This window comes from Pseudomonas sp. HP_08 (genome assembly GCF_055284095.1).
Genome location: NZ_JBTOQC010000012.1, coordinates 1 through 23,877, shown reverse-complemented (window position 1 = coordinate 23,877; position 23,877 = coordinate 1). Strand labels below are relative to the sequence as shown.

Genomic DNA, 23,877 nt, shown 5'->3' with positions numbered 1-23,877 from the left:
GGCACAACGCAGGTTGTGCCGCTTGATGATCAGAAGGCGTGTTACTTGGCGAAGAGTTGGCTCATGTCTTTGAAGGCTTTGAACTCCAGTGCGTTACCACACGGGTCGAACAGGAACATGGTGGCCTGCTCGCCGACCTGGCCTTTGAAGCGGATGTAGGGTTCGATCACAAACTGGGTGCCAAACGACTTCAGGCGTTCAGCCAGGGCTTCCCACTGTTCCCACTGCAGGATAATGCCGAAGTGTGGCACCGGCACATCGTGGCCATCGACCGGGTTGCTGTGCACGCTTTCCTGCGAGGCGGTCTTGGGGTGCTCATGAATCACCAACTGGTGACCGTAGAAGTTGAAGTCGACCCATTGCGTGCTGGAGCGGCCCTCTTCCAGACCGAAAACCTCACCGTAGAAGGTACGGGTCGCGGCCAGGTCGTAAACAGGGATTGCCAGGTGAAAAGGAGAAAGGCTCATCGGGAAACTCCACGGTCTGTGATTTTTATCATGGCTGTCGTTCAGCAGCCGAAGAAATCTTAAGCGTGGCGAATCAATAAAAAAAACAATATGATTTTGTGGTTAGCACAAAGGAAATTTGTACATGATTCGCGAACTCAAGACCTTGCTTGCCGTCTCGCGTGAAGGCACCTTCGCCGCTGCCGCCCATCGCGTCGGCTTGACCCAGGCCGCCGTCAGCGCGCAGATGCAGCGCCTGGAGGCCGAGTTGGGCTTTGAGTTGTTCGACCGCACAGGCCGTGCGGCGCATTTGAACCGGCGTGGCCACGAAATGCTGGTGAAGGCGCAGGAACTGATCCAGATGTACAACGAGCTGGGCAACCGCACGCCGGGCATGCCCGCCTCGACCTTGCTGACCCTCGGCGCCATTGTGTCCATTCAACGCAATCTGCTGCCCGATGCACTGACCCGTTTTCACCAGCAATTCCCCCAGTGCCGCACGCGCATCCTGCCGGGCGTCTCGCTGGAGCTGATCAACCTGGTGGACACTGGCGAGATCGACATGGCCGCGATTATCCGCCCGCCCTTTTCACTGCACAGCGATCTGACCTGGACCACGCTGGCCAGCGAGCCCTATCGCCTGATCGTGCCGCAAAAAATGCCCGGTGATGACTGGATCACGCTGTTATCGACACAACCCTTCATTCGCTACGACCGCTCTTCCTTTGGCGGCCGACAGGTCGAGCGCTTTCTCAGGCAGATGCACCTGGTGCCGCGTGAAGTGTGCGAGCTGGATGAACAAGAGGCCATCGTCAAGCTGGTGGCCAATGGCGTGGGCGTGGCGCTGGTGCCGGAGATCCACTGCAATGCCTGGCCGGCCTCGGTGCGCGTGCTGGAACTGGGTGAACACACGTTTCATCGCGACATCGGCCTGGTGCACCGGGCCAGGGCCAGCCTGAATACCGCCGTCGAGGCCCTGGCGAACCTGATTGTCGAATCGGCGAACGGTCATTCGTGACGGTAGAAATACCCTGCTGCCAACCCCGGCACTTCTTCCATCGCGGCCCATAACTGTTCGTCCAGTTCGCCGCTGATGACGTCATGCTGTTCATCGCTGAGCAACTGCACGATGTCCCACAGCTTTTCCAGTTGCGGATGGTCTTCAAGGTGGCCGATCAACTGGCGCTGCTGGCTGACCACGGCATGGCTGCTGTGTGCGCCGATGGCGGCAAGCGCCTGCAAGGCCAGCGTGCAGGTCTGGTCGCCCCAGTTGCAGAAAAACTGCAGGAACCCGCCGTTGTAACCGTCCGCCTCAAGGCGCCAGAGCGCAACGATGGATTGATCGTGCGGTGTCAATTTGTCGAGTTGCCAGTCCAGCGCTTGCAGGCGGGCCATGGACTCGTTGCACAGATGCTCCCAGATCCAGTCGGCGGCTTCGACATTGACGCCCAATGCGGGCCAGCTCACCGAAGCGCCCTGAATCTCAAAGCCAGCCCGCGCTTCGGGCGTGGCCTCTTGCAGCCGGCTGTAGCGGGTCAAGGGCTGGTGCAGGATCAGGCCGTCGGCCCACTCGATGCGCAACGCTTCTGGCTCGAAGCGCACGTGGATGATGGGATTGAGGTTCATGGTGTGGCACGCTCCTTCACGTTTTGCCTCCATTCATACAGGGCATTCAACGCCGTACATAGGACACCGGCCATCAACCCGAGTAGCACAAAAGGCACAATGAGAAGCTGCAGCAAGAAGTTCCAGGCGCTAACTTCACTGACGAAAGCCGCCGGATACGCAGGTGTGAGCGGCATGCCAAACAACATCCAGATCAGTACACCGCTGATCCCGCCACCCAACACATAACGCCAGCGGGTCGAGACAAAGCGCTCCATCAGCCATAACACCGGCCAACTGACCAGCATGCTCAGCGAGACACCGACCAACGCGAAAAAGAGAAACATTTGCAGTGTTGAGTCGGCGGAATAGAACAACGCGGCGACACTCCCCGCTGTCAGCCCGCCCGACACAGGCACCGCCACAATCATTCCCCAACGCTGACGGCCACCACCAGCGCGGCGCACCGGCAGACGCTCGATGGCTGTGACCACTGCGGTGTACAGCACTCCCAGCGTCAATCCGCCAATCGCCCACATCAGCAATAGATTGATGAACGATCCACGCACCATCAACACCATCACCAGGCTCTGCACCAGCGCACTGAGCACATGGCGCCACTTGAACTGCCCGCAGCGCCTGTCGCCCCAGAGCAACAGCGGAATGCCCACCACCGTGGCAATCAGAAAACCAAACAGAAAGCCGGAGAACAGCTCGGTGCTGTTCCAGCCATTGACCAGTGCCTTGGCGATGCTGAGCACCAGGCCGCCGCACACCGGCACCGCGCACAGGCGTAATTCGGCGTGGGGCTTCATGGGGCTGGCCTTGGGCGCGCATCGTGCGCTGATAGAAAATACACAGAAAATCCTTGGTATGAAGAACCGGTAATCCTGCCAGGTTCTTACGAGCTGCTGGAAAACCGGACCAGGAACTCGGCGCCCTTCTCCAGGTTTTGCGTTTGAAAGTCCGCCTTGAGGTCAGTGACAAACGAATGGATCAAGCGGGTTCCGAGCCGCTTGCTGCGGGCGGTCAATGTCCCGTCAGGCAGCCCTTTGCCGTTATCGCGCACCGAAAACACCACCGACTCGACATCACGGTGCAGGGTCACGGTAATGATCCCGCCCGGCTGCCCTTCATCGAACGCATGCTTGATGGCGTTCAGGACCAGCTCCACCGCGAGCAGGCCCAGTGAGGCGCAACGCTCGGCCGGCAGGGTAATGCCCACTTCCCTGGAAAGAATGATGCGCAGGTTATTTTCCGAGGCGAAGGCCTGGGCAAGGTCGTTGATCAGGCTGTCCATGAAGCTTGAGGCATCCAGATCGACTTCGCTGTTCTGGGTCAGCGAGAAGAGTTTGTGGTGCACCAGCGACATCGCCCGGATGCGTGCCAGCGCCTCAGCGGTGGCCGCTTTGGCATCGGGGTCCTGCATGGAGCGAATCTTGGCCCCCAGCACACCCTCAAATATATGGAAGGTGTTCATCACCCGGTGGCTCAACTCGCGCGTGGCGGTCTCACTGCGCTGCAAGGCCTGCAGGGTATTTTGCAAGGTTGTGTCAGCGACGGAGCGCTCGATCATCAGCGCTGCCGCATTGGCCAGCAGCTCGATGGCCTCAAGCTCATCCTCGGTCGGCACACGCGGCGTCTCGTGGTAGATCGCATAAGTGCCCAGCACAATGCCGTTCGCATCCTTCATAGGCCTGGACCAACAGGCCGCAATGCCGTACTGCGCCGCCAGTTCCAGAAACGGTGTCCAGAGCTGGTCGCCCGCCACATCACCGACAATCACCAGCTCGCCGGTGTAGGCAGCAGTGCCGCAGGAGGGAGAATGGGGGCCGATCTCGAAGCCCTGGATCGCCTTGATATAGCCGGCATCGAGTCCTTCAGAAGCCGCGTACGTCAGGGTGCTGGAGTCCTGATCGACCAGAAACACCGCCGACCGCCCACCCAGGTGCTCACTGCCGGCACGGGCGATGAAGCCCAGCAACTCGTCGAGGCTCTTGCGTGAGACCGCCATTTCCAGGGCCTGGCGTTGTGCCGACAGCAAGCGCTGCCATTGCCGGGATGGGCTCTGCGTGTTGGAAACGAGTTTGATAGGCAGTTCCTCAGTCGTTGTAACAGGACAAGACTGACGGATCATAACGCGATCAAGCCACTTACCAGAATGGCGTCCAGTAAAAAAGCCCGCCAGTCTTCACTGGCGGGCTTGTCTGGCCCTCAGGCCGGTATCAGCACGTGCAGCACATCATCGGCATACCATTGCAGCTCATCATCATCGGCATGCTGCAATCGTTCATCATTTTCATCATCAGCATGCAGCAGTTATTCATCATGTCCATGGTCATGCCTGGCATCGGCATCATCATGCACTTCATGCAGTCGGCTTCGACGGTGCAGGTCATCATGCACTTCATCATCGGCATGGGCATGCCCATCGGCATCATCATTGGCATGTTCATGCCGCCCATCATGTTCATCATCGCCATGCCGCTTTCGGACATGCACATCATCGACATGTTGGCGCAATGCATCATCATCGGCATGCCGCAGTTCATCATCATCGCCATCATTTCGGCGTTGTTCTTGAACATGGCCATGTCCATGCCAGCCGCCGGCTTCATGGTGCACATCATGGCGTCGGCCATCATTTCGCATTCCATGGTCGCCATCATCATCGGCATGCCCATCATCGGCATCATTGGCATGGTGTTGTTCATCGGCATCTGCATTGCGTTCATCATGATCGAAACTCCATTATCGAAAGACTGAATAATTGCTTGATGGCGCTGATTCTAGAATTTTGTGGAAATGGCACAAGACGCCAGCGTTGCAGCGCCCAAGGCTACAGTCACCCCGCAAACGGTCGCGGGGACGCCGTTATCGATGGCTGAAACATCAATATAGATGCAATGACAGACGGTTAAATGACAGCGACGTCTTTAACGGCGCTATAGATATTCCATTTGAATATAGTTACCTACGATTCATGCATAAACGGTCTAACAGGCTGGATATTTCTTCACCGCCCGACTTATATCCCGTCAATAACTGCCCTGCCCGCGCAATGCCATTATGTCGCGCTTGGGCGGCACGCCGAACAGGCGGCCATATTCACGGCTGAACTGCGACGGGCTTTCATAGCCGACCTTGAAGGCGGCACTCGACACGTCCAGATGCTCGTTGAGCATCAACCGTCTGGCTTCGGTCAGGCGCAGCCATTTCTGATATTGCAGCGGGCTCATGGCGGTGAGCTGGCGGAAATGGTGGTGAAAGGTCGGCGGGCTCATCTGCACCCTGGCCGCGAGTTCTTCGACGCGCAGCACGGCGGCGTAGTTGAGCTTGAGCCAGTCGATGGCCCTGGCAATACGCTGGCCTTGCCCATCGACCGAGGCAATCTGGCGTAGCAGGCGCGACTGATCGCCTTGCAGCAGCCGGTAATGAATCTCGCGCAGGATCATCGGCGCCAGCACCGGGATCGCATCGGGCTCGTCCAGCAACTGCAGCAGCCGCAGCACCGGCGCGAGAATCGCCGGCGTCGCAGCGCCAATGCCCACACTTTTGCCAGCGGCTTTGTCGCGCATCGGCGCCAGGCAGCCCTGGGCGACCAGTTCGGCGAGCATGCGCAGATCGAGCTTGAGCGTCAGGCCCAGGCATGGCTGTTCGGGACTGGCCTGAATGACTTCGGAGTTGGCCGGCAGGTCCAGCGAGGTGATCAGAAAATTCGAGGTGTCATACGGAAAACCCTCGCCGCCGGCCCACATCTGTTTGGCGCCCTGAGCGACCAGCACAATACTCGGCGGGACCATGCACACCACCGGCGCTGAAGGCTGGTCGCGGCGGTATAAGCCCAACTCGGGAATTGAAGTGGGGTAATCGCCGGGTTGGCTGATGTGTCGATTGATGAGGCGCGCCAGGATGGCTTGGGGGGTGGTGGCTTTCATGAAAGGGCCTGACGGGGAATCGTAGGGCTACTGTAATTCGCAACTGAAGTTGCTCCTACGGGAAGGAGTGAAGACTCAGCGGATTGGGCAAGAAATCCAGCGGAATGCGTTATCGGCAGACCGGCGATACCCGGAAAATGACCGGTAACGCAATCAGCCAGGAGTTTCCCCATGCCGATTCAAGCCTACGGCGCCCACGCCGGCGACAAACCTCTTGAACCGTTGCAGATCGAACGCCGCGTCCCCGGCGCGCATGATGTGCAGATCGACATCGCCTTTTGCGGCATCTGCCACTCGGACCTGCATCAGGTGCGCGACGAGTGGGCCGGTACACAATTTCCGTGTGTGCCGGGGCATGAAATCGTGGGCCGGGTTGCGGCGGTAGGCGCGCATGTCGCGGGCTTCAAGGTCGGTGATCTGGTCGGCATCGGTTGCATCGTCGACAGCTGCCAGCACTGTGAAGAGTGCGATGCAGGGCTGGAGAACTACTGCGACGGCATGATCGGCACTTACAACTTCCCGACCGCGGATGCGCCGGGCCACACGCTTGGCGGCTATGCGCAGCAGATCGTGGTGCACGAGCGCTATGTACTGCGCATCCGCCACCCGCAAGAACAACTCGCCGCCGTGGCGCCGCTGCTGTGCGCCGGCATCACCACCTGGTCGCCGCTGCGCCATCGCGGTGTCGGGCCGGGCATGAAGGTCGGCATCGTCGGCATTGGCGGGCTGGGCCATATGGGCATCAAGCTGGCCCATGCGCTGGGTGCGCATGTGGTCGCCTTCACTACCTCCGAGCCCAAGCGCGAAGCCGCCAGGGCCTTGGGCGCCGATGAAGTGGTGGTCACCCGCAACCCTGAAGAGCTGGCCGCGCACGGCAAAAGCTTCGACCTGATCCTCAACACCGTGGCCGTGCCGCACGACCTCGATGCGCTGCTGGTGCTGCTCAAGCGCGACGGCTGCATGACCCTGGTCGGCGCGCCGGCAACGCCGCACCCCTCGCCCACTGTGTTCAACCTGATCATGAAACGCCGCACCCTCGCCGGCTCGATGATCGGCGGTATCACCGAGACTCAGGAAATGCTCGATTTCTGCGCCGAACACAACATCGTCGCCGACATCGAGTTGGTGCGCGCCGACCAGATCAATGAATCCTACGAGCGGATGCTCAAGGGCGACGTCAAGTACCGCTTCGTGATCGACAACGCCACGCTGGCGGGCTGAGCACCATTCACTAAAGGGGCATACCCATGAACAAACTGCTCATGGCCTTCGGGCTTATGCTGGCTTCGTGCGCCGCCACCGCTGCGGCCTTGCCCAACGGCGCCGACAACTTCTACACCAGCGATAAAGTGACCGTCGAAAAGGTCACCTTCAATAACCAGTACGGCATGAAGGTCGCCGGCAACCTGTTCAAGCCCAAAGGCCTGAACCCTTCAGCCAGAAATGCCGCAATCATCGTCGGTCACCCGATGGGCGCGGTGAAGGAGCAAAGCGCGAACCTGTACGCCACCAAAATGGCCGAGCAAGGCTTTGTCACCTTGTCGCTGGACCTGTCGTTCTGGGGCGAAAGCGAAGGCTTGCCGCGCAACGCGGTGCTGCCGGACCTGTACAGCGAAGACTTCAGCGCGGCGGTGGACTTTCTCGGCACCCGGCCCTTCGTCGACCGCACGCGCATTGGCGTGATCGGCATTTGCGGCAGCGGCAGTTTTGCGATCAGCGCCGCCAGGATCGACCCGCGCCTGAAAGCCATCGCCACGGTGAGCATGTACGACATGGGCGCGGCCAACCGTAACGGCCTCAAGCACGGCGTGACGCTGGAACAGCGCCAGCAGATCCTGCGCGAAGCCGCCGAACAGCGGTATGTCGAGTTTCAGGGCGGTGCCGTCAAGTACACCGGCGGCACGCCGCTAAAACTGACCGGCAACGCGATTGGCGACGAGTTCTTCGACTTCTACCGCACCCCGCGCGGCGAAGTGACGCCAGCGGGCGCGTCAAAGCTGACCACCACCATGCCGACGCAGACCAGCAACGTGAAGTTCATGAACTTCTACCCGTTCGACGACATCGAGACGATCTCGCCGCGCCCGTTGCTGTTGATCACCGGCGATGCACACTCGCGCGAGTTCAGCGAAGACGCCTACAAACGTGCGGGCGAACCCAAGGAACTGCTGGTTATTCCTGGCGCCGGGCATGTGGATTTGTACGACCGGGTCAACCTGATCCCGTTCGAAAAGCTGGGCACGTTTTTTCTGAATCACCTGTAAAAGCGTCGACGGCTCCGGCACTTGCAAGGAAATGTTAATGATCAATCAACCCTCTACGCCCCAGGCCGCCTGGGGCGCGGTGCTGGCCATGTCTCTGGCGGCCTTTGCGCTGGTGGCGTCTGAATTCATGCCAGTCAGCCTGCTGACGCCGATCGCCAACGATTTGCACATCAGCGAAGGCCAGGCCGGCCAGGGCATTTCGGTCTCCGGACTGTTTGCCCTGATCACCAGCCTGCTGATACCCGCCGTCGCCGCACGTATCGAGCGCAAGCGCTTGCTGCTGTCGCTGACCCTGTTGATGATCGTCTCCGGCAGCGTGGTGGCATTCGCCCCCGACTACACGACGTTCATGCTGGGCCGCGCCTTGATCGGTGTGGCGATTGGCGGTTTCTGGTCGCTATCGGCCGCCACAGCGATGCGCCTGGTGCCGGATGCACAGGTGCCGCGCGCACTGGCGGTGGTCAATGGCGGCAACGCGCTGGCCACCGTCATTGCCGCGCCGCTGGGCAGCTTTCTCGGCTCGATCATTGGCTGGCGCGGCGCGTTCCTGTGCGTGGTGCCGGTGGCCGCCCTCGCCTTTGCCTGGTTATGGCTGCGCATGCCCTCGATCCCGACGCGACACGGCAAAACCCGAGGCAACCTGTTGCATCTGTTGGGCAGCGCCTCGGTCGCTCTGGGCCTGCTCGCGGCCAGCCTGTTTTTCATGGGTCAGTTCATGCTGTTTACCTACCTGCGCCCGTTTCTGGAAAGCGTGACCCAGGTCGAGGTGTCTACCCTGTCACTGATCCTGCTGGTACTGGGCGCGGCCGGTCTGATCGGCACCTTTGCAATCGAAGCCTTTCTGAAAAAAGGACTGTTTCGCAGCCTGGCGACCATCCCGCTGCTGATGGCCGCGATTGCCCTGGCGCTTGTCGCCTTCGGCGGCTCGGTGAGCATCACCACCGTGCTGCTGGGTGTATGGGGACTGGTGGCCACGGCCGCGCCGGTCGGCTGGTGGACCTGGCTGGCCAGAACCCTGCCCGACGACGCCGAAGCCGGCGGCGGTCTGATGGTCGCGATTGTGCAGCTGGCAATTGCCTCGGGCGCCACGCTGGGCGGGGTTCTTTACGACCTGGATGGCTATCGGGCGACCTTCGAGTCCAGCGCCGCGATATTGCTGATGGCTGCCGTGGTGACGGTGTTGGCCGGGCGAGCAGCGTCGGTCCCCTCATCAAACACAACCCGCTTATCTGACTCGCCACACGCGTAGGAGCGAGCGCCAGCTCGCGAAAAGGCCAATAAACCCAGCACATTTGTGGTGAATGTACCTTCGCCTTCGCGAGCTTGCGCTCGCTCCCACGGATTTTGGGTTGGCATCGATACCGAGTTCGACACAAATTGCGTAGGAGCGAGCGCAGCTCGCGAAAGGGCCAGTAAATCCAGCACATTTGTGGTGACTGTACCTTCGCCTTCGCGAGCTTGCGCTCGCTCCTACGAATTTTGGGCTGGCCTTGATACTGAGTTCGACACAAATTGCGTAGGAGCGAGCGCAGCTCGCGAAAGGGCCAGTTAAATCAGCACATTTGTGGTGACTGTACTCTCGCATTCGCGAGCTTGCGCTCGCTCCCACGGATTTTGGGCTGGCCTTGATACTGAGTTCGACACAAATTGCGTAGGAGCGAGCGCAGCTCGCGAAAGGGCCAATAAACCCAGCACATTTGTGGTGACTGTACCTTCACCTTCGCGAGCTTGCGCTCGCTCCTACAGATTTTGGGGGCGGCTCGGTATTGAATACGACACAAACCTCGTAGGAGCGAGCGCAGCTCGCGAAAGGGCCAGTAAATCCAGCACATTTGCGGTGGCTGTAGCCACCTCGCAACGGCTCAAACCATATACGGCTGCACAAGCTCTGCAACGCCGTGAACATCACGACAGCGCGCAACAGACAAGCGCTGAACAGCATCGATCAGTTGCAGAAAAATGCCCACTTCGTGAGCGAATACGCTGTCTTCATCGTACTGTTCATCGACTTCATAATTGATCAGGTCAGTGTTCTCAAACAGCATGCGGGTGCTGTTGTCCAGCGCGCTCGCATTCTTGCTGTGCACAAAGTCCAGAAAGTAGCTCAGCGCAATCAGCAGATTTTGCGCATAAGAACCTTCCTGCTCTGAGTACACCTCGGTATCCGGTATGCAATGGCTGACCTCTTCACTGACACGCTGCAGCGCATCGCGGTCGTTTGCCAACGCAGCGTTCAATCCGCGGATGAAAACCTGCGAAACCTGTTGAGAGTAAAGACGATCAAACGCCTCGATCAATCCGAGCTGGCGGTAAAGATAAGCAGCCATCACCACGGTTTGCTGGTGATGTTCGAGCGTTGTGAATGAAGCGCGAATACGGGGTTCTGCAAGTATCGGCCCCCACGGCATGGTGTATCTCCTGATCCTGATTGACGAACGATAGTGTGAACGCCATGGCTCAATTTTCAACCCAGCCCCTCGTCTGAACCGTGATGAGGGCAACCCGGCTCGCGCTGCGTTAAGCTTGGCAAAACCTGACAAGGAACATCACTCAACCGTGGATAACGCGATGAAGTCTCGGTGCCCCAGTTGTGGACATACCCGCCTCAGAGTGCCGTCCACTCATAAGTGCCCCGAGTGCGAAGTCTTTGCCGAGGAGTGGCTGATGTATGACTGGGAAAGCTTTGCCTCCTGCCGACGTCAGCACCTCAAGTGCAATATTGTAATCATTGGCATGGCGGTCATTAACATCGTCGCGCTGGTGACGTTTGAATCCAGTCATTTCGTTCTCTGGATGCTGAACGTTCTGGCTATTCCAGCCACAATCAGTTTATTTCTATGCCTCAATGATCTTCGAGGACAAGGGGAGTACCAAGGGCACAACAGTCGCGCTGTTACACCCTGGTTCTCGGGACTCTCAGCGATCTGACCAGAATGTCTGCCCCTAATCCCGCGCCAGCGCATCGATCGGGTCCAGCCGCGCCGCGTTACGCGCCGGCACAAAGCCGAACACAATCCCGATCAATGTCGAACACGCCACCGCCGTAATAATCGCGCCGGCGGAAAAGACCATCTCCCACTCTTTGACGAACACCGTGAACAAATGCCCGATGGCATAGGACAGCGAGATGCCGATCGCCCCGCCGAGCAGGCAGACCATGACCGCCTCGACCAGAAACTGTTGGCGAATGTCCGACTGACGGGCGCCGACGGCCATGCGGATGCCGATCTCGCGGGTTCGCTCGGTGACCGAGACCAGCATGATGTTCATCACCCCGATACCGCCGACCAGCAGCGCAATCACCGCAATCAGCGACAGCAGCAGCGCCAGCGAGCGGCTGGTGCGGTCGACGGTTTGCATGATGCTGTCCAGGTTATTGGTGAAGAAGTCCTTGGTGCCGTGGCGCTGTTGCAGCAACTGGGTGACCTTTTCTTCGACCAGGTCGCTTGGCTGACCGTCACGAATGCGCACGCTGATGCTGTCGAGATGGCGCTGGCCCAACAAACGGCCGGCGGCGGTTTCATATGGCACCCAGACGTTCAGGGCCTTGCTGGCGGCGAACATGTTCTTGTTGTCGGCCGTGACCCCGATCACCGTACACGGCAGGTTTTCGATCAGGATCACCTGGCCCAGCGGGTCGACGTTATCGCCAAACAGGCGCTTGCGGGCGTTGTGGTCGATGACCACCACTTGCGCCTGGCGTCGCGCATCGCTTTCGCTGAAGTGAATGCCGGCCTCCATCTTGATGCCGCGCACTTGAAAGTAGCGCTCGCTGACGCCGTTGACCTGTGCGTCCAGATCGATATTGCGGTAGCGCAGCAACAGGTTGCGGTTGACCACCGGGGTGGCGCTGTCGACGTAATACAGCTGGTTAAGCGCCAGCACATCGGAGGGCAGCAGGGTCTCGATGGCCGAGGCGCGGCTGTCGCCGAAACTGGCGCCGGGGTACACATCGATGGTGTTGCTGCCGATTGCCTGAATGTCCTTGAGCACATAGCGCTTGGCGCCCTCGCCGATCGCCGAGATCGACACCACCGAAGTGATGCCGATGACAATGCCCAGCATGGTCAGCAAGGTGCGCATGCGGTGCGAGATCAACGCGACCCAGGCCATCCTGAACGCTTCCTTGAACAGCCCGAGGCTGGCGACCATGCGCCGCGAAGCACCGCTTGCAACCGCCGGCGCCGTGTTTTCTGCAAGCAATGGGTCCGGCGGCTGGTTGCGTCGGTCGCTGATGATCAGGCCGTCGCTGACTTCGATGATGCGCTCGGCATTGGCCGCCACCTTGGGGTCGTGGGTGACCAGGATCACCGTGTGCCCGGCCGCGTGCAGCTCTTGCAGGATGGTCATCACCTCTTTACCGCTGACCGTGTCCAGCGCGCCGGTCGGTTCGTCCGCCAGAATCACCTCGCCACCATTGACCAGCGCCCGGGCGATGCTCACCCGCTGCTGCTGGCCACCGGACAACTGGCTGGGCCGGTGATGCAAATGCCCGGACAAGCCGAGCCGGTCAAGCAAGCGCCGGGCGCGGCCATGGCGTTCGGTTTCCGGGGTGCCGGCATAAATCGCCGGCATCTCGACGTTGTGCATGGCACTCAGGTGCGGCAACAGGTGATAACGCTGGAAGATAAACCCGAAATAATCGCGGCGCCGCGCGGCCAGCGCCTGGTTGTCGAGGTCGCGGGTTTCCTGGCCATTGATGCGGTAACTGCCGGCGCTGGGCTGGTCCAGGCAGCCCAGCACATTCATCAGCGTCGACTTGCCTGAACCGGACGCGCCGATGATGGCGACCATTTCGCCGGCCTCGATGCTCAGGTCAATGCCCTTGAGCGCCATGAATTCCCGGTCGCCGGCCATGAAACTGCGGGTGATACCGGTCAGTTGCAGCAGCGGCTGTCTGTCGTTGTCGCGACTCATGCGTCCTTGGCTCCCTTGATCGGGTCGCCGATGACCACCCGGTCGCCCTCGGCCAGGCCCGAAGTGATCTCGACCCTGACGTTATTGTTGATCCCGGTCTGCACGTTGCGCACCTGGGCGGCGCCCTTGCCGTCCAGCACGCGAATGGCATAGCTGCCGTCGGCATTGCGCGCACCCAGCGCGGCCACCGGCACATTGAGGGCGGCCCTGGCCGTGTCGAGCACGATGTGCACCTGCGCGGTCATGGCGATGCGCAGGCGGTGGCCGGGATTGGGCACATCGAACAGCGCGTTATAGAACACCGCGACGTTTTGCTTGGGGTTGTCGCTGCTGGCCTTCTGAAAGTCCTGCGGTGCCGGTTCAATACCGCGCAGGGTCGCGTAGTAGCGTTTGTCTTCGCCCAGAATGGTGAAGTACACCTGCTGGCCGGGGTTGATGTGAATCACATCGGCTTCGGACACCTGCGCCTTGACGGTCATGGTGTCGAGGTCGGCGAGCTTGAGCAGCACCGGCGCCAGTTGCTGGGCGATCACGGTCTGGCCTTCCTGGGTGACGATGCCGACCACATCGCCGTCGATGGGCGCAATGATTCGCGTGTAGCCCAGGTTGACCTTGGCGGTGTCGATCTGGATGCGGGCATTCTTGATCTGCGCCTTGAGCGACATCAGATTGGCCTGCTGCACCTCGAAATCGGACTCGGCGCTTTCCAGGTCCTGGCGCGAGATCGACTCGCCCTCGCCCAGGCGTTTATAGCGCTCGTAGATGCGCTGCGTCTGCTTGAGCTGCGCCTGGGTGGCGCGCAACTGGGCCTGGAGGTTTTCCTCCTCGACCTCGGCCTGGCGCAAGGTGTTCTGCAACACCAGCGGATCGATTTCGGCCAGCCACTGGCCTTTGCTGACCTTGTCGCCGAGCTTGATCTTCAACGACTTGAGCTGGCCCGACACCTGGGCACCGACATCGACCTGCTTGATGCCCTCCAGCGTGCCGGAGGCCAGCACGGCGTTTTCGATGTCGCCGCGTTCAACGGTTGCAAACAGGTAGCGCGGCGCATCGGCCGGCGCCTGCACGGTGTAAAACCCCAACCCGGCCAGCGCCACCAGCGCTACGCCCAGAGCGGTCTTGCGAAATGTCGACTTTTGCATAAATCCCTTACCGTTAAAGACCAGGCGTTCTGAACATAGTGGGGATGGGTTTCAAACCGGGTGTGGTCATGACACCGACGCCTGAGCCGCCACCGCCTGGCCGTCGTGCCACCAGGCGGCGAGGCTGTAGACGTTGGGCGCCTTGAGGATGGTGAAATGGTTGCCCGGCCCATACCACACCGACAATTGCGCCGCCTCGCGTTGCCAGCCCGCCAGCATCGCGGCCTGTTCACGCTGGTTACCCGCCGCATCCAGCACCGGGTCGTCGACCAGCACCAGACGCACCGGCCCGTCGTACCGGCGCTGAGGCCGATAAACAGTGCGCAGCGCGGTGGCGTAGGTGCGTGCCGGGCCATGCATGGCCGTGGCTGCCACGTTGCGCGACAAGACGCCGGCACGCACCAGCCCTTCATGCAGCAGGCGCAGTTGCGTGTCGTCATCGGCCTCGCTGAAAGCCTGGGCGTCGAGGCCCAGCGAGGTGTTCGAGGCCAGTTGCAGCGCCTCGATCAGCCGCTGCAAGGCGGCCGTGGTCGTGTACGGTCGCCCGGCCACGCCTTGCCCGCCGGGCGCTTCGCTGTCGATCAGGGTCAATGACGCAATACTGCGCCCGCGCGCCTGCAACTCGGCAGCCATGGCGTACGCCACCCAGCCGCCGAACGAATGGCCGATCAGGTTCACCGGCCCCTGCGGATACACCTGTTCGATGGCCTGCACGTAAAACTGCGCGGCGGCCTCGACCCGGCTGTGCGGCACCGAAGCGCCGTCCAGCCCGCGCGGTTGCAGGCCATACACCGGCCATTGCGGACCCAGGGCGTCGGTCAAACCGATAAAACCGGTGATGCTGTCACCCGCGCCGGGCACACAAAACACCGGCTGATGCCCCGCCTGACCGCTCTGAATGGTCACCAACGGCTGATACAGCGGTTGTTCGGACGTTATGGCCTCTGCCGCACTGATGGCCTGAGCGATGGCCTGACCCAGCGCTTGCACTTGCGGGGCCTGCATCATGCTCTGGTGATCGCCGGGCACCTCGATGCTGCGCAGTTGTCGAGGCGCCAGCAAGGTGTCCCAGCCCAGGCTCTGGCTGCGTCGCGACAGTTCAGTCGGGCGCGACCGGGCACAGAACAGATGCACCGGCACGCTGATCGGGTTGACCCGGTAATGCGCCAGCGCGTGGCCATGGGCGACCTCACGCGCCATGAAGTGGCGCAGGCCTTCGGCGTTGGCAGCGGCCAGGTCCGGGTACAGCAAATCCTGCCCGCGGCATTGCTCCAGCAGTTCATCGAACGACAACTGCGGCAGTTGTGGCTCCAGTGCCTGCAAGCATGCCAATGGCTCGCGGCCTGCCTCGCCCTGATTGCCCCAGTACATCGTGCAGTGCAGCAGCAGTTGCCGGTGCAGCGCGTCCGCACCGGACCAGCGCGCCTTGCCCTGGTCGGTCAGGCGCGGCACATAGCTGTCGAGCAAACCGAGAAAGGCCACGTGCTCGTCCATGCCGAGCAATTGCGCGGCGATTTCATACGCCAGCACCCCGCCGAACGACCAGCCGGCCAGGCGGTAAGGCCCGTGCGGTTGCACCCGGCGAATCTCCGACAGCAGTCGGGTGGCCAGGCATTCCATGGTCTGCAACTGCGGCTGCCCCAACGCCACGCCCGGCAGGCCGTAGATCGGAAAATCACCGTCGATATGCCGGCCCAGCGCCGGGAAGTACAACTCCAGGCCACTGAACTCATGAATCAGAAACAGCGGCGTACCCTGGCCTTCGGCACGTACCGTGATCAGCGCTTGATCATTTTCAGGCGTGCCGCTGCGCTGGCTGATCAAGGCCGCCACCGACTCGACACTGACATGCTGGAACAACTCGGCCAGGCTGAGGTTCAGGCCCGCCTGCTGCAACTGGTTGACCAGCCTGACGGCCAGCAGCGAATGCCCGCCCAGTTCAAAGAAGCTGTCATGACGCCCGACCTGCTCGACCTGCAATGCCTCACGCCACAGTTCGGCCAGGTGCTGTTCCAGCTCGCCTTGCGGCGCTTCATAGACCCGGCTGACAAATGCCTGCGGGGCCGGCATCGGCAACGCCTTGCGGTCGACCTTGCCGTTATTGGTCAACGGCAAGCGCTGCAGCTGCACCCAGGCGGCGGGCACCATGTATTCCGGCAGCCGCGCTTGCAGCCAGGCACGCAAGGTGGTGTTGTCCGGTGCGGGTTGATCGGCAGCGACGGTGTACCAGGCAATCAAGCGTACTGCGCCCGGCTCGATCTCGCGCGCCAGCACCACCACGTCCTGCACACCGGGGCAACCGGCCAGACGGGCTTCGATTTCACCCGGTTCGATGCGAAACCCGCGAATCTTGATCTGATCGTCATTACGCCCCAGGTATTCCAGGTTGCCATCGGCCAGCCAGCGCACCTGGTCGCCGGTGCGGTACATCAAGGCGCCTTCATCGCTGCTGAACGGGTCATGCAAGAACGCTGCGGCGGTAAGCTCGGGGCGATTCAGGTAGCCGCGTGCCACGCCGTCGCCGCCTATATACAACTCGCCAGGCACACCCACTGGCGCGGGTTGCTGGCGAGCGTCGAGGACATAAACCCGGGTGTTGGCGATCGGCGCACCGATCGGCACGCTTTGCGCCTGTTCATCCAGCGCCCGCACCTCGAAGGTGGTGGCGTAGGTGGTGGTTTCGGTCGGCCCGTAGCAATGCACCACGCGCAGGTCCGGCGCCTGCGCCAGCAATCGACGAAACGCCGCAGGCTCGGCGCGCTCGCCGCCACACAACAGAATGCGCAAGCCGGCCAGCGCCTGGGGAATCAACTGCACGTACTGGTTGAACAATGCCGTGGTGACAAACAGGATGCTCACCCGCGCATCCCCAAGCACCCGTGCAAAGGCCGGCGGGTCGAGCAGCGTGTCCGGGTCGATGACCACCACACTGGCGCCATTGAGCAAGGCCCCCCAGACATCCATGGTGCTGGCATCGAACGCCGGGTTGGAGGCAAACGCCACCCGGTCCTGCGCGTTGAAGTCGGCGTAATTGCTGTTGAGCACCAGCCGGTTGATGCCCCGGTGCGCCACCCGCACGCCTTTCGGGGTGCCGGTGGAGCCTGAGGTGTACATGATGTAGGCCAGCGACTCGGCATGCTGCGCTATGCCTGGGTTCTGGACCGACTGGTCGTAAAGCGCCAGGTGGTCCAGGTCAATGCGCCGTGCCGGGTAATCCACGCGCTCGGCGCTGCGGGTCAGCAGCGTCACTGCCTGGCTGTCCTGCACGATAAACGCCTGGCGTTCAGCCGGGGCCTGTATATCCAGCGGTACATAGACGGCTGCGCACTTGCCGATGGCCAGCTGGCTGACGACCAGCAGCGCAGAGCGTGGCAGCAGAATCGCGACATGATCGCCGGGCCTGATCCCTTGCTCGATCAGGTAATGCGCCAGCCGGTTGGCGCGGGCATTGAGTTCGCTGTAACTCAGGCGCTGTTCGCCGTGCAGCAGCGCCAGCGCTTCGGGATGCTGCGCGGCTTGCCGTTCGAATACCTGGGGCGCGGTCAGCTCGCGCGGGTAATCGCGCTGGCTGGCATTGAAGTCCACCAGCAAGCGCTGCCGCTCGGCCTGCGGCAGGCTCGACAGCTCGGCAATGGCGGTGTGCGGCGCTTGCTCCAGGGCCATCAGCAGCTGCTCAAGCGCTTCACGCATGTGCTCGCAAACCTGCCCGGCATCGATGCCGGGCGCCGCGAGTGCCGTCAGGCTGAAGCCTTCGCCCAGATCGTCGACGCTCAGGGTCAGCGGGTAATTGGTGCGCTCTTCGGCGGCCAGCACCTCGATGCCCTGCCAGACAGGATGATCAGCCTCGGCCGAGGCCGGCGCGGCACTGTGCCGGTAATTGAGCAAGGCGCTGAACAACGGCGTGCCTGCCGCCAGTGCGCTGCAGCGCTGGGCCAGCGCCAGCGGCGCATGTTCGTGACGCAGCAGCCGGGTCAGGCGTTCATGGGTGGCCAGCGCGGCGGCCTGAACCGTCTGCTCGCCCAGCACCAGGCGCAGCGGCAAGGTATTGATGAACACCCCCAGCGCGCGCTCGGCCCCCTCGCCGCCTTGCAACCGTCCCAGCAGCACGGTGCCGAACAGCACATCGTCACGCCCCGACAAATGCCCCAGCACCTTGGCCCAGGCCAGGTGCATCAGGCTGGCAGCGCTGATGCCCAGGTCCCGCGCCGTAGCGCGCAAGCGCAGGCTGACCGCGTCGTGCAGACGCAGACGCGCCTGTGCAGTCGGCCCGGCAACGGGCCCTTGCAGGCCAAACGGCAAGGTCGGCTCATCGACATCGCCCAACAGCTCGCGGAAAAACCCTTCGTGCTCCTCGACGCCCAGTGTCGAGCGGCTCAGGGCCACGTAATGGCGATACGGGACCGGCGCTGGCAATGCCTCGGGACGGCCCTGCAACAGCGTTTGCATTTCATCGCGCAGCACCTCAAGGGCGATATGGTCCATGACCAGATGGTGAAACAGCAGCAAGGCCACCACGCGCTGGCTGCCGGGTTCGACGGCATGCACCAGGCGCAGCAACGGCGGCTGGTTCAGCGGCATGCGGTAACGGCCGCTGTCATAGCGCTGGCGCAACTGGCTCAGCGCATCGCCCGCTGACGGGTCCGGTTGCAGCGCCTCGCAGACCAGCGTCGCCTGGCGCCAGACCACCTGCACCGGCTCTGCAAGCCCGTCCCAGAACAGCGAACTGCGCAGAATGTCATGCCGGTCAATCACCCCTTGCAACGCCTGGGCAAAAGCATTCAGACGCTGCGTATCGGCAAACACCATCTGCGCCTGCAACACATAAGGATCACCCTGCGCGGCAGCCAGGTGGTGATAGAGAATCCCCGCCTGCAGCGGCGCCAGCGGGTAAATGTCCTGCACATTGGCCACCCCGCCCGCCACGCTGTCGACTATCCGGTCGATGGCCGCCTGCGGCAGATCCACCAGCGGCAACAGCGCTGGCGTGATGCGCGTGCAATCGGGCGCAATACGGTTGGCCGGCACCTCGACCTCGTCGCTGCGGCTCAAGGCAGCCGCCAGCGCCGCCAGGCTCGGCTGGCCGAACAACACGCGCACATCGGCGGCCAGGCCCAGGCGGCGCAAACGCGCGACCAGGGTCACCGCCAGCAGCGAATGCCCGCCCAGCTCAAAAAAGTGATCCTGGCGGCCGACCCGCTCGACACCCAGCAACTCGGCCCATAGCCGTGCCAGGGTGATCTCCAGCTCGCCCTCTGGCGCTTCGTACGTGCGGGTCTTGATCGACTGTGCATCGGGGGCCGGCAAGGCCTTGCGGTCCAGCTTGCCGTTAGGGCTCAGCGGCAAGGCTTGCAGGTGGACAAAGGTCGCCGGAACCATGAATTCCGGCAGGGTTTCCAGCAAATGCGCACGCAGTGCGTCGATGTCCAGCCGTTCGGCGGCGGTGTAATACGCCACCAGGCGCTGGTCACGGGCAACGACGACCGCCTCGCGAATATCAGACCGCTCGGTCAGGCGTGCCTGAATCTCGCCCAGTTCGATACGCAAGCCACGGATCTTGACCTGATCGTCGTTGCGGCCCAGGTACTCGATATTTCCATCGGGCAGATAACGCGCTATATCGCCGGTTCTATACAAACGACCGTCGCTGAACGGGTCGTCGAGGAAACGCTCGGCATTCAGCTCCGGGCGGTTGAGGTAGCCGCGTGCGACCTGTACGCCGCCGATGTACAACTCGCCGACCACGCCCAGCGGCACTGGCTGCTGGTGGGCGTCAAGAATGTACAGGCGAGTATTGGCGATGGGTTTGCCGATTGGCGTGTTGTCCGGCGTCTGTTCGATGGGCCCGGCGCAGTTCCACGCAGTGACGTCGACGGCGGCTTCGGTCGGGCCATAAAGGTTATGCAATTCGCTGTCCGGCAGTTGCGCCTTGAAGCGCCTGACCAGACTGCCGGGTAAGGCCTCGCCGCTGCAGATCACCCGCTTCAGTGACGGACTGGCCGTGGTGTCGTCGTGGGCCAGGAATACATCGAGCATCGACGGCACGAAATGAAGGGTGGTGATGTTTTCCTCGGCGATGATTCGTTTCAGGTAAGCCGGATCCTTGTGGCCTTCGGGTTTGGCCATGACCAGCCTGGCGCCGGTGATCAACGGCCAGAAGAATTCCCAGACCGAAACATCGAAGCTGAACGGGGTCTTTTGCAAGACGGTGTCGGCGGCGGTCAGGCCATAGGCGTCCTGCATCCATAGCAGGCGGTTGACCACGGCGGCGTGTTCGTTCATCACGCCCTTGGGTTTGCCGGTGGAGCCGGAGGTGTAGATGACATAGGCCAGATGGCTGGCGTCCGTTATCGCGGGCAAGCCCCCTCCCACAAGGGCTGCGTCAGATTCAATCCAGATCAGCGGCACCTTCACATTCGGCAACAGTGCGTGCGTGGCTTCATGCACCAGCACCACCACCGGCGCGCTGTCTTCAAGCATGTGTGCCAGACGTTCCTGCGGATAAGCCGGATCCAGCGGCACATAGGCGCCACCGGCCTTGAGGATTCCCAGCAGGCCGATGACCATTTCCAGCCCGCGCTCGACGCAGATCGCCACACGGTCGTCCGCCTGCACGCCGCGCTCGATCAGCGCATGCGCCAACGCGTTGGCCCGCGCATTCAGCTCGGCATAGCTCAGGCGTAACGCGCCCGCCTGCACGGCAATGGCCTCGGGTGTGCGCAGCACCTGGGCCTCGAACAGTCCATGAATGCTCTGTTGCAGGTCATACGGCACAACGGTGTCGTTGAAGCCCTCCAGCAACTGCTGCCGCTCGTGAACCGACACGATCGCCGCCTGCTCCAGGGCCGTGTGCTCATCGTTGAGCATCGCTTGCAGCACGCGCTCGAAATACCCGGCATAACGTTGCACGGTCGCGGCATCGAACAAGGCACTGGCGTATTCCAGATGGCCGCGAATGCCCGTTGCGCTTTCACCCAGGTTCAGCGACAGGTCGAACTTGGCCACCTGGCTGTCCTGAGCAAGGCTTTCCAGACTCAACTCACCCAACCGGGCGGCAGCGCCTGGCTCGGCCTCCAGACCGCTGTCCCAGCTCAGCAAGGTCTGGAAGACCGGGCTGTGTGACAGGCTGCGCTCGGGGCGAAGAATTTCCACCACTTGCTCGAACGGCAAGTCCTGATGAGCCTGGGCCTGGAGCACGCGCTGTTTGACGCGCGCCAGCAGCGCGCGGGTGTCCGGGGCATCGCTGGCGTCGATGAGCAGCGCCACGGTGTTGACGAACAAGCCGATCAGGCCTTCGATCTCGGCCCGGCCACGGTTGGCCACCGGCGAACCGATCACCACCTCGCCTTGCCCGGACAAACGGGTGAGTAACTGCGCCCAGGCGCCGACCATGATCATGTACAGGGTCACGCCCTGACGCTGGGCCAGGGCTTTGAGGCCCGCGCTCAGCGCAGGCCCCAGATGCAGCTCGACACTCGCGCCCCGGTAATCCTGCTGCGCCGGGCGTGGCCGGTCGGTGGGCAGCAGCAATTGCGCCGGCGCGCCGCTCAGTGCCTGACGCCAGTAATCACTCTGTTGCTGCAAGGCATCGCCGCCCAGCCAGCGTCGCTGCCACACCGCGTAGTCGGTGTATTGCAAGGCCAGCGGCGCCAGCGGGTCGGCCGCGCCCTGGCTGAAAGCCTGATACAGCGCCCGCAGCTCATGGGTCAGCACCCCCATCGACCAACCGTCGCTGATGATGTGATGCAGGGTCAGCAGCACGACATGCCGCTCATCTTCAAGCCGCAGCAACTGCCCGCGCAGCAGCGGGTCATGCTGCAGATCGAACGGCCGGGCGGCTTCAGCCCTGATTCGCTCATCAAGGTGCTGGCTGGCCTGGCCGCGCAGGTCGAGCACACTGAGCACGGCGGCCGATTCCGGTGGCGCGATCAGCACCTGCGGCACGTCATCGACCTCGACAAAGCGGCTGCGCAGGCTGTCGTGCCGCGCCACGATGCGTTGCAGCGCCCTTTGCAACGCGCCTTCATCCAGCCGGCCGCGCAGGTTCAGGCATACCGCAATGTTGTAGGCCGCACTGGCGCCGTCCATCTGCGCCAGAAACCACAGCCGTTGCTGGGCAAACGACAGTGGCAGCGCGGTATCCGCCGTCGCCGCCAGGGTCGCGGGCAAAATGTCCGGCAAACGGCTACACCCGGCGCGGCTCAAGGCCTGGGCCACATCGGCCAGTTGCGCCTGGGCGAACAGGTCGCTCAGGCTCAGCTCCACGCCCAGCCGCTGGCGCACCTGAGAGGCCAGGCGCATGGCGAGCAGTGAATGCCCGCCCAGTTCGAAAAAGTGATCATGGCGGCCGATTTGGTCGACGCCCAGCAACTCGGCCCAGATCTGCGCCAGGCCGACTTCCAGCTCCCCTTGCGGCGCCTGCCATTCGCGGTTGAACAGCGAATTTCGCTCAGGCCTGGGCAAGGCGCGGCGATCGAGCTTGCCGTTGGCGGTCAGCGGCAAGCTGTCGAGCCGCACGAAGGCGCCGGGCAGCATGTAGTCCGGCAATTGCGTCGACAACCCGGTGCGCAGCTCGGCCACATCGACCGGCTGTGCGTGCTTGTACTCGGTGAAATACGCGACCAGCCGCAGCTGGCCCGGCTCGTCCTCCCGAGCCAGCACCACCGCCTCATTGATGCCGGTGAACTGCACAAGCCGGCTTTCGATCTCGCCCAGTTCAATGCGCACGCCACGGATCTTGACCTGATCGTCGTTGCGACCCAGGTACTCAAGCGTGCCATCGGCCAGCCAGCGCACCAGATCGCCGGTTCTGTACATGCGCGCCTTGGGTAGCGGGCTGAACGGGTCTTTGAGGAAGCGCTCGGCGCTCAGGTCCGGGCGATTCAGATAGCCACGGGCAACGCCGGCACCGCCGATGTACAGCTCGCCGGTGACGCCGATGGGTACGGGATTTTGCTGTTCATCCAGTACATAAGCCCTGGCGTTGGCCATGGGTTTGCCGATGTGCAACGGCTGGCCGGCTTGCATCAGGCCAGAGGTGGCGACGACGGTGGCTTCGGTCGGGCCATAGTTGTTGACCACATTAAAGCGCTGGTTGTGCGGGAACTGGCGCAGGCGGTCGCCGCCAATCAGCAAGGTGCGCAGGGTCGGGTGCGGCGTGTCGTGGTTGAAGGCGTACTCGGCGATGGGCGTGGGCAGGAAGCTGACGTCCAGCGGCTGGGCGCGCCACCAGTTGAGCAAGGCATCGATGTCTTCGGCGCCGTCCTGGGTCGGGGCCAGGTGCAGGGTGGCGCCGCTGCACAGGGCTGGCCAGATTTCCCAGGCGGTGGCGTCGAAACCGAAACCGGCAAGGTTCGAAGTGTGGCTGCCGGGTTGCAGGTTGAAAGTGGTGCAGTGCCAGTCGACAAGGTTGGACAGGGTCTGGTGTTCGACCATGACGCCTTTAGGTTGGCCGGTGGAGCCGGAGGTGTAAATGACGTAGGCCAGTGTGTGGGTGGCCTTCGCGGGGGTGAGGGCCCCGCCCACCCGGCGCCAGGATGTGGGGGGGGGGGGGGGTGGCGCACCGCCA

At 62.4% G+C, this 23,877-nt stretch carries 15 protein-coding genes; 6 read left to right on the top strand and 9 right to left on the bottom strand.

What is annotated here, in order from left to right:
• Positions 1-41 precede the first annotated feature (41 nt).
• On the bottom strand, positions 42-467 hold the full coding sequence (locus ACYAS9_RS11770; RefSeq protein ID WP_463568472.1) for a VOC family protein: 426 nt from the start codon (positions 465-467) through the stop codon (positions 42-44).
• A gap of 124 nt (positions 468-591) precedes the next feature.
• On the opposite strand from ACYAS9_RS11770, the gene ACYAS9_RS11765 reads away from it, so the two are divergent.
• Positions 592-1,464: a LysR family transcriptional regulator gene (locus tag ACYAS9_RS11765; RefSeq protein ID WP_463568471.1), complete on the top strand. Its 873-nt coding sequence runs from the start codon at positions 592-594 to the stop codon at positions 1,462-1,464.
• Here ACYAS9_RS11765 and ACYAS9_RS11760 read toward each other — a convergent pair.
• From ACYAS9_RS11760 to ACYAS9_RS11750, 3 genes are all read right to left on the bottom strand, one after another.
• Positions 1,455-2,072, bottom strand: coding sequence for a DMP19 family protein (locus ACYAS9_RS11760; protein ID WP_463568470.1), 618 nt, complete (start codon positions 2,070-2,072; stop codon positions 1,455-1,457). The genes ACYAS9_RS11765 and ACYAS9_RS11760 overlap by 10 nt on opposite strands.
• A complete protein-coding gene (locus ACYAS9_RS11755) occupies positions 2,069-2,866 on the bottom strand; it encodes a hypothetical protein (protein ID WP_463568469.1) in 798 nt (265 codons plus the stop codon). Before ACYAS9_RS11755 ends, ACYAS9_RS11760 begins: the two co-directional genes overlap by 4 nt.
• Positions 2,867-2,952: 86 nt before the next feature.
• A complete protein-coding gene (locus ACYAS9_RS11750; RefSeq protein WP_463568468.1) occupies positions 2,953-4,188 on the bottom strand; it encodes a sensor histidine kinase in 1,236 nt (411 codons plus the stop codon).
• A gap of 95 nt (positions 4,189-4,283) precedes the next feature.
• Between ACYAS9_RS11750 and ACYAS9_RS11745 the strand changes: the two genes are divergently transcribed.
• Positions 4,284-4,817 (top strand): hypothetical protein, encoded by a 534-nt coding sequence (locus tag ACYAS9_RS11745; protein WP_463568467.1) that lies wholly within the window; start codon positions 4,284-4,286, stop codon positions 4,815-4,817.
• A 272-nt stretch (positions 4,818-5,089) separates the two neighbouring features.
• Here ACYAS9_RS11745 and ACYAS9_RS11740 read toward each other — a convergent pair whose 3' ends face one another.
• The gene (locus tag ACYAS9_RS11740) at positions 5,090-5,989 is read right to left on the bottom strand and encodes an AraC family transcriptional regulator (RefSeq protein WP_463568466.1); all 900 of its coding nucleotides are present in this window, start codon (positions 5,987-5,989) and stop codon (positions 5,090-5,092) included.
• 171 nt (positions 5,990-6,160) lie between these two features.
• Between ACYAS9_RS11740 and ACYAS9_RS11735 the strand changes: the two genes are divergently transcribed.
• From ACYAS9_RS11735 to ACYAS9_RS11725, 3 genes are read left to right on the top strand one after another with little or no spacing between them, the layout of a single operon-like run.
• Positions 6,161-7,210 (top strand): NAD(P)-dependent alcohol dehydrogenase, encoded by a 1,050-nt coding sequence (locus ACYAS9_RS11735; protein WP_463568465.1) that lies wholly within the window; start codon positions 6,161-6,163, stop codon positions 7,208-7,210.
• A gap of 26 nt (positions 7,211-7,236) precedes the next feature.
• Entirely contained in the window at positions 7,237-8,253 is a 1,017-nt protein-coding gene (locus ACYAS9_RS11730; RefSeq protein WP_463568464.1) for an alpha/beta hydrolase, read from the top strand.
• Between the two features lie 37 nt (positions 8,254-8,290).
• On the top strand, positions 8,291-9,502 hold the full coding sequence (locus tag ACYAS9_RS11725; protein WP_463568463.1) for an MFS transporter: 1,212 nt from the start codon (positions 8,291-8,293) through the stop codon (positions 9,500-9,502).
• 613 nt (positions 9,503-10,115) lie between these two features.
• On the opposite strand, the gene ACYAS9_RS11720 is transcribed toward ACYAS9_RS11725, so the two are convergent.
• Complete coding sequence (locus tag ACYAS9_RS11720; RefSeq protein ID WP_463568462.1) at positions 10,116-10,661, bottom strand: hypothetical protein; 546 nt, start codon at positions 10,659-10,661, stop codon at positions 10,116-10,118.
• Between the two features lie 256 nt (positions 10,662-10,917).
• Here ACYAS9_RS11720 and ACYAS9_RS11715 point away from each other — a divergent pair, with 256 nt between their 5' ends.
• Complete coding sequence (locus tag ACYAS9_RS11715) at positions 10,918-11,181, top strand: hypothetical protein (protein WP_463568461.1); 264 nt, start codon at positions 10,918-10,920, stop codon at positions 11,179-11,181.
• 15 nt (positions 11,182-11,196) lie between these two features.
• Here the strand turns inward: ACYAS9_RS11715 and ACYAS9_RS11710 are convergent, their stop codons facing one another.
• The 3 genes from ACYAS9_RS11710 to ACYAS9_RS11700 all read right to left on the bottom strand — a co-directional run.
• Positions 11,197-13,170, bottom strand: a complete 1,974-nt coding sequence (locus ACYAS9_RS11710) for a MacB family efflux pump subunit (protein ID WP_463568460.1) — start codon at positions 13,168-13,170, stop codon at positions 11,197-11,199.
• Positions 13,167-14,312, bottom strand: a complete 1,146-nt coding sequence (macA, locus tag ACYAS9_RS11705; RefSeq protein ID WP_463568459.1) for a macrolide transporter subunit MacA — start codon at positions 14,310-14,312, stop codon at positions 13,167-13,169. The genes ACYAS9_RS11710 and macA overlap by 4 nt, the downstream gene beginning before the upstream one ends.
• 66 nt (positions 14,313-14,378) lie before the next feature.
• On the bottom strand, positions 14,379-23,877 hold a 9,499-nt coding region (locus ACYAS9_RS11700; protein WP_463568458.1), incomplete at its 5' end, for an amino acid adenylation domain-containing protein.

Excerpts from the sequence above, each read along its gene's own strand:
- ACYAS9_RS11770 (WP_463568472.1), bottom strand. The coding sequence starts at position 467 with ATGAGCCTTTCTCCTTTTCACCTGGCAATCCCTGTTTACGACCTGGCC.
- ACYAS9_RS11765 (WP_463568471.1), top strand. The coding sequence starts at position 592 with ATGATTCGCGAACTCAAGACCTTGCTTGCCGTCTCGCGTGAAGGCACC.
- ACYAS9_RS11760 (WP_463568470.1), bottom strand. The coding sequence starts at position 2,072 with ATGAACCTCAATCCCATCATCCACGTGCGCTTCGAGCCAGAAGCGTTG.
- ACYAS9_RS11755 (WP_463568469.1), bottom strand. The coding sequence starts at position 2,866 with ATGAAGCCCCACGCCGAATTACGCCTGTGCGCGGTGCCGGTGTGCGGC.
- ACYAS9_RS11750 (WP_463568468.1), bottom strand. The coding sequence starts at position 4,188 with ATGATCCGTCAGTCTTGTCCTGTTACAACGACTGAGGAACTGCCTATC.
- ACYAS9_RS11740 (WP_463568466.1), bottom strand. The coding sequence starts at position 5,989 with ATGAAAGCCACCACCCCCCAAGCCATCCTGGCGCGCCTCATCAATCGA.
- ACYAS9_RS11735 (WP_463568465.1), top strand. The coding sequence starts at position 6,161 with ATGCCGATTCAAGCCTACGGCGCCCACGCCGGCGACAAACCTCTTGAA.
- ACYAS9_RS11730 (WP_463568464.1), top strand. The coding sequence starts at position 7,237 with ATGAACAAACTGCTCATGGCCTTCGGGCTTATGCTGGCTTCGTGCGCC.
- ACYAS9_RS11725 (WP_463568463.1), top strand. The coding sequence starts at position 8,291 with ATGATCAATCAACCCTCTACGCCCCAGGCCGCCTGGGGCGCGGTGCTG.
- ACYAS9_RS11720 (WP_463568462.1), bottom strand. The coding sequence starts at position 10,661 with ATGCCGTGGGGGCCGATACTTGCAGAACCCCGTATTCGCGCTTCATTC.
- ACYAS9_RS11715 (WP_463568461.1), top strand. The coding sequence starts at position 10,918 with ATGTATGACTGGGAAAGCTTTGCCTCCTGCCGACGTCAGCACCTCAAG.
- ACYAS9_RS11710 (WP_463568460.1), bottom strand. The coding sequence starts at position 13,170 with ATGAGTCGCGACAACGACAGACAGCCGCTGCTGCAACTGACCGGTATC.
- macA (WP_463568459.1), bottom strand. The coding sequence starts at position 14,312 with ATGCAAAAGTCGACATTTCGCAAGACCGCTCTGGGCGTAGCGCTGGTG.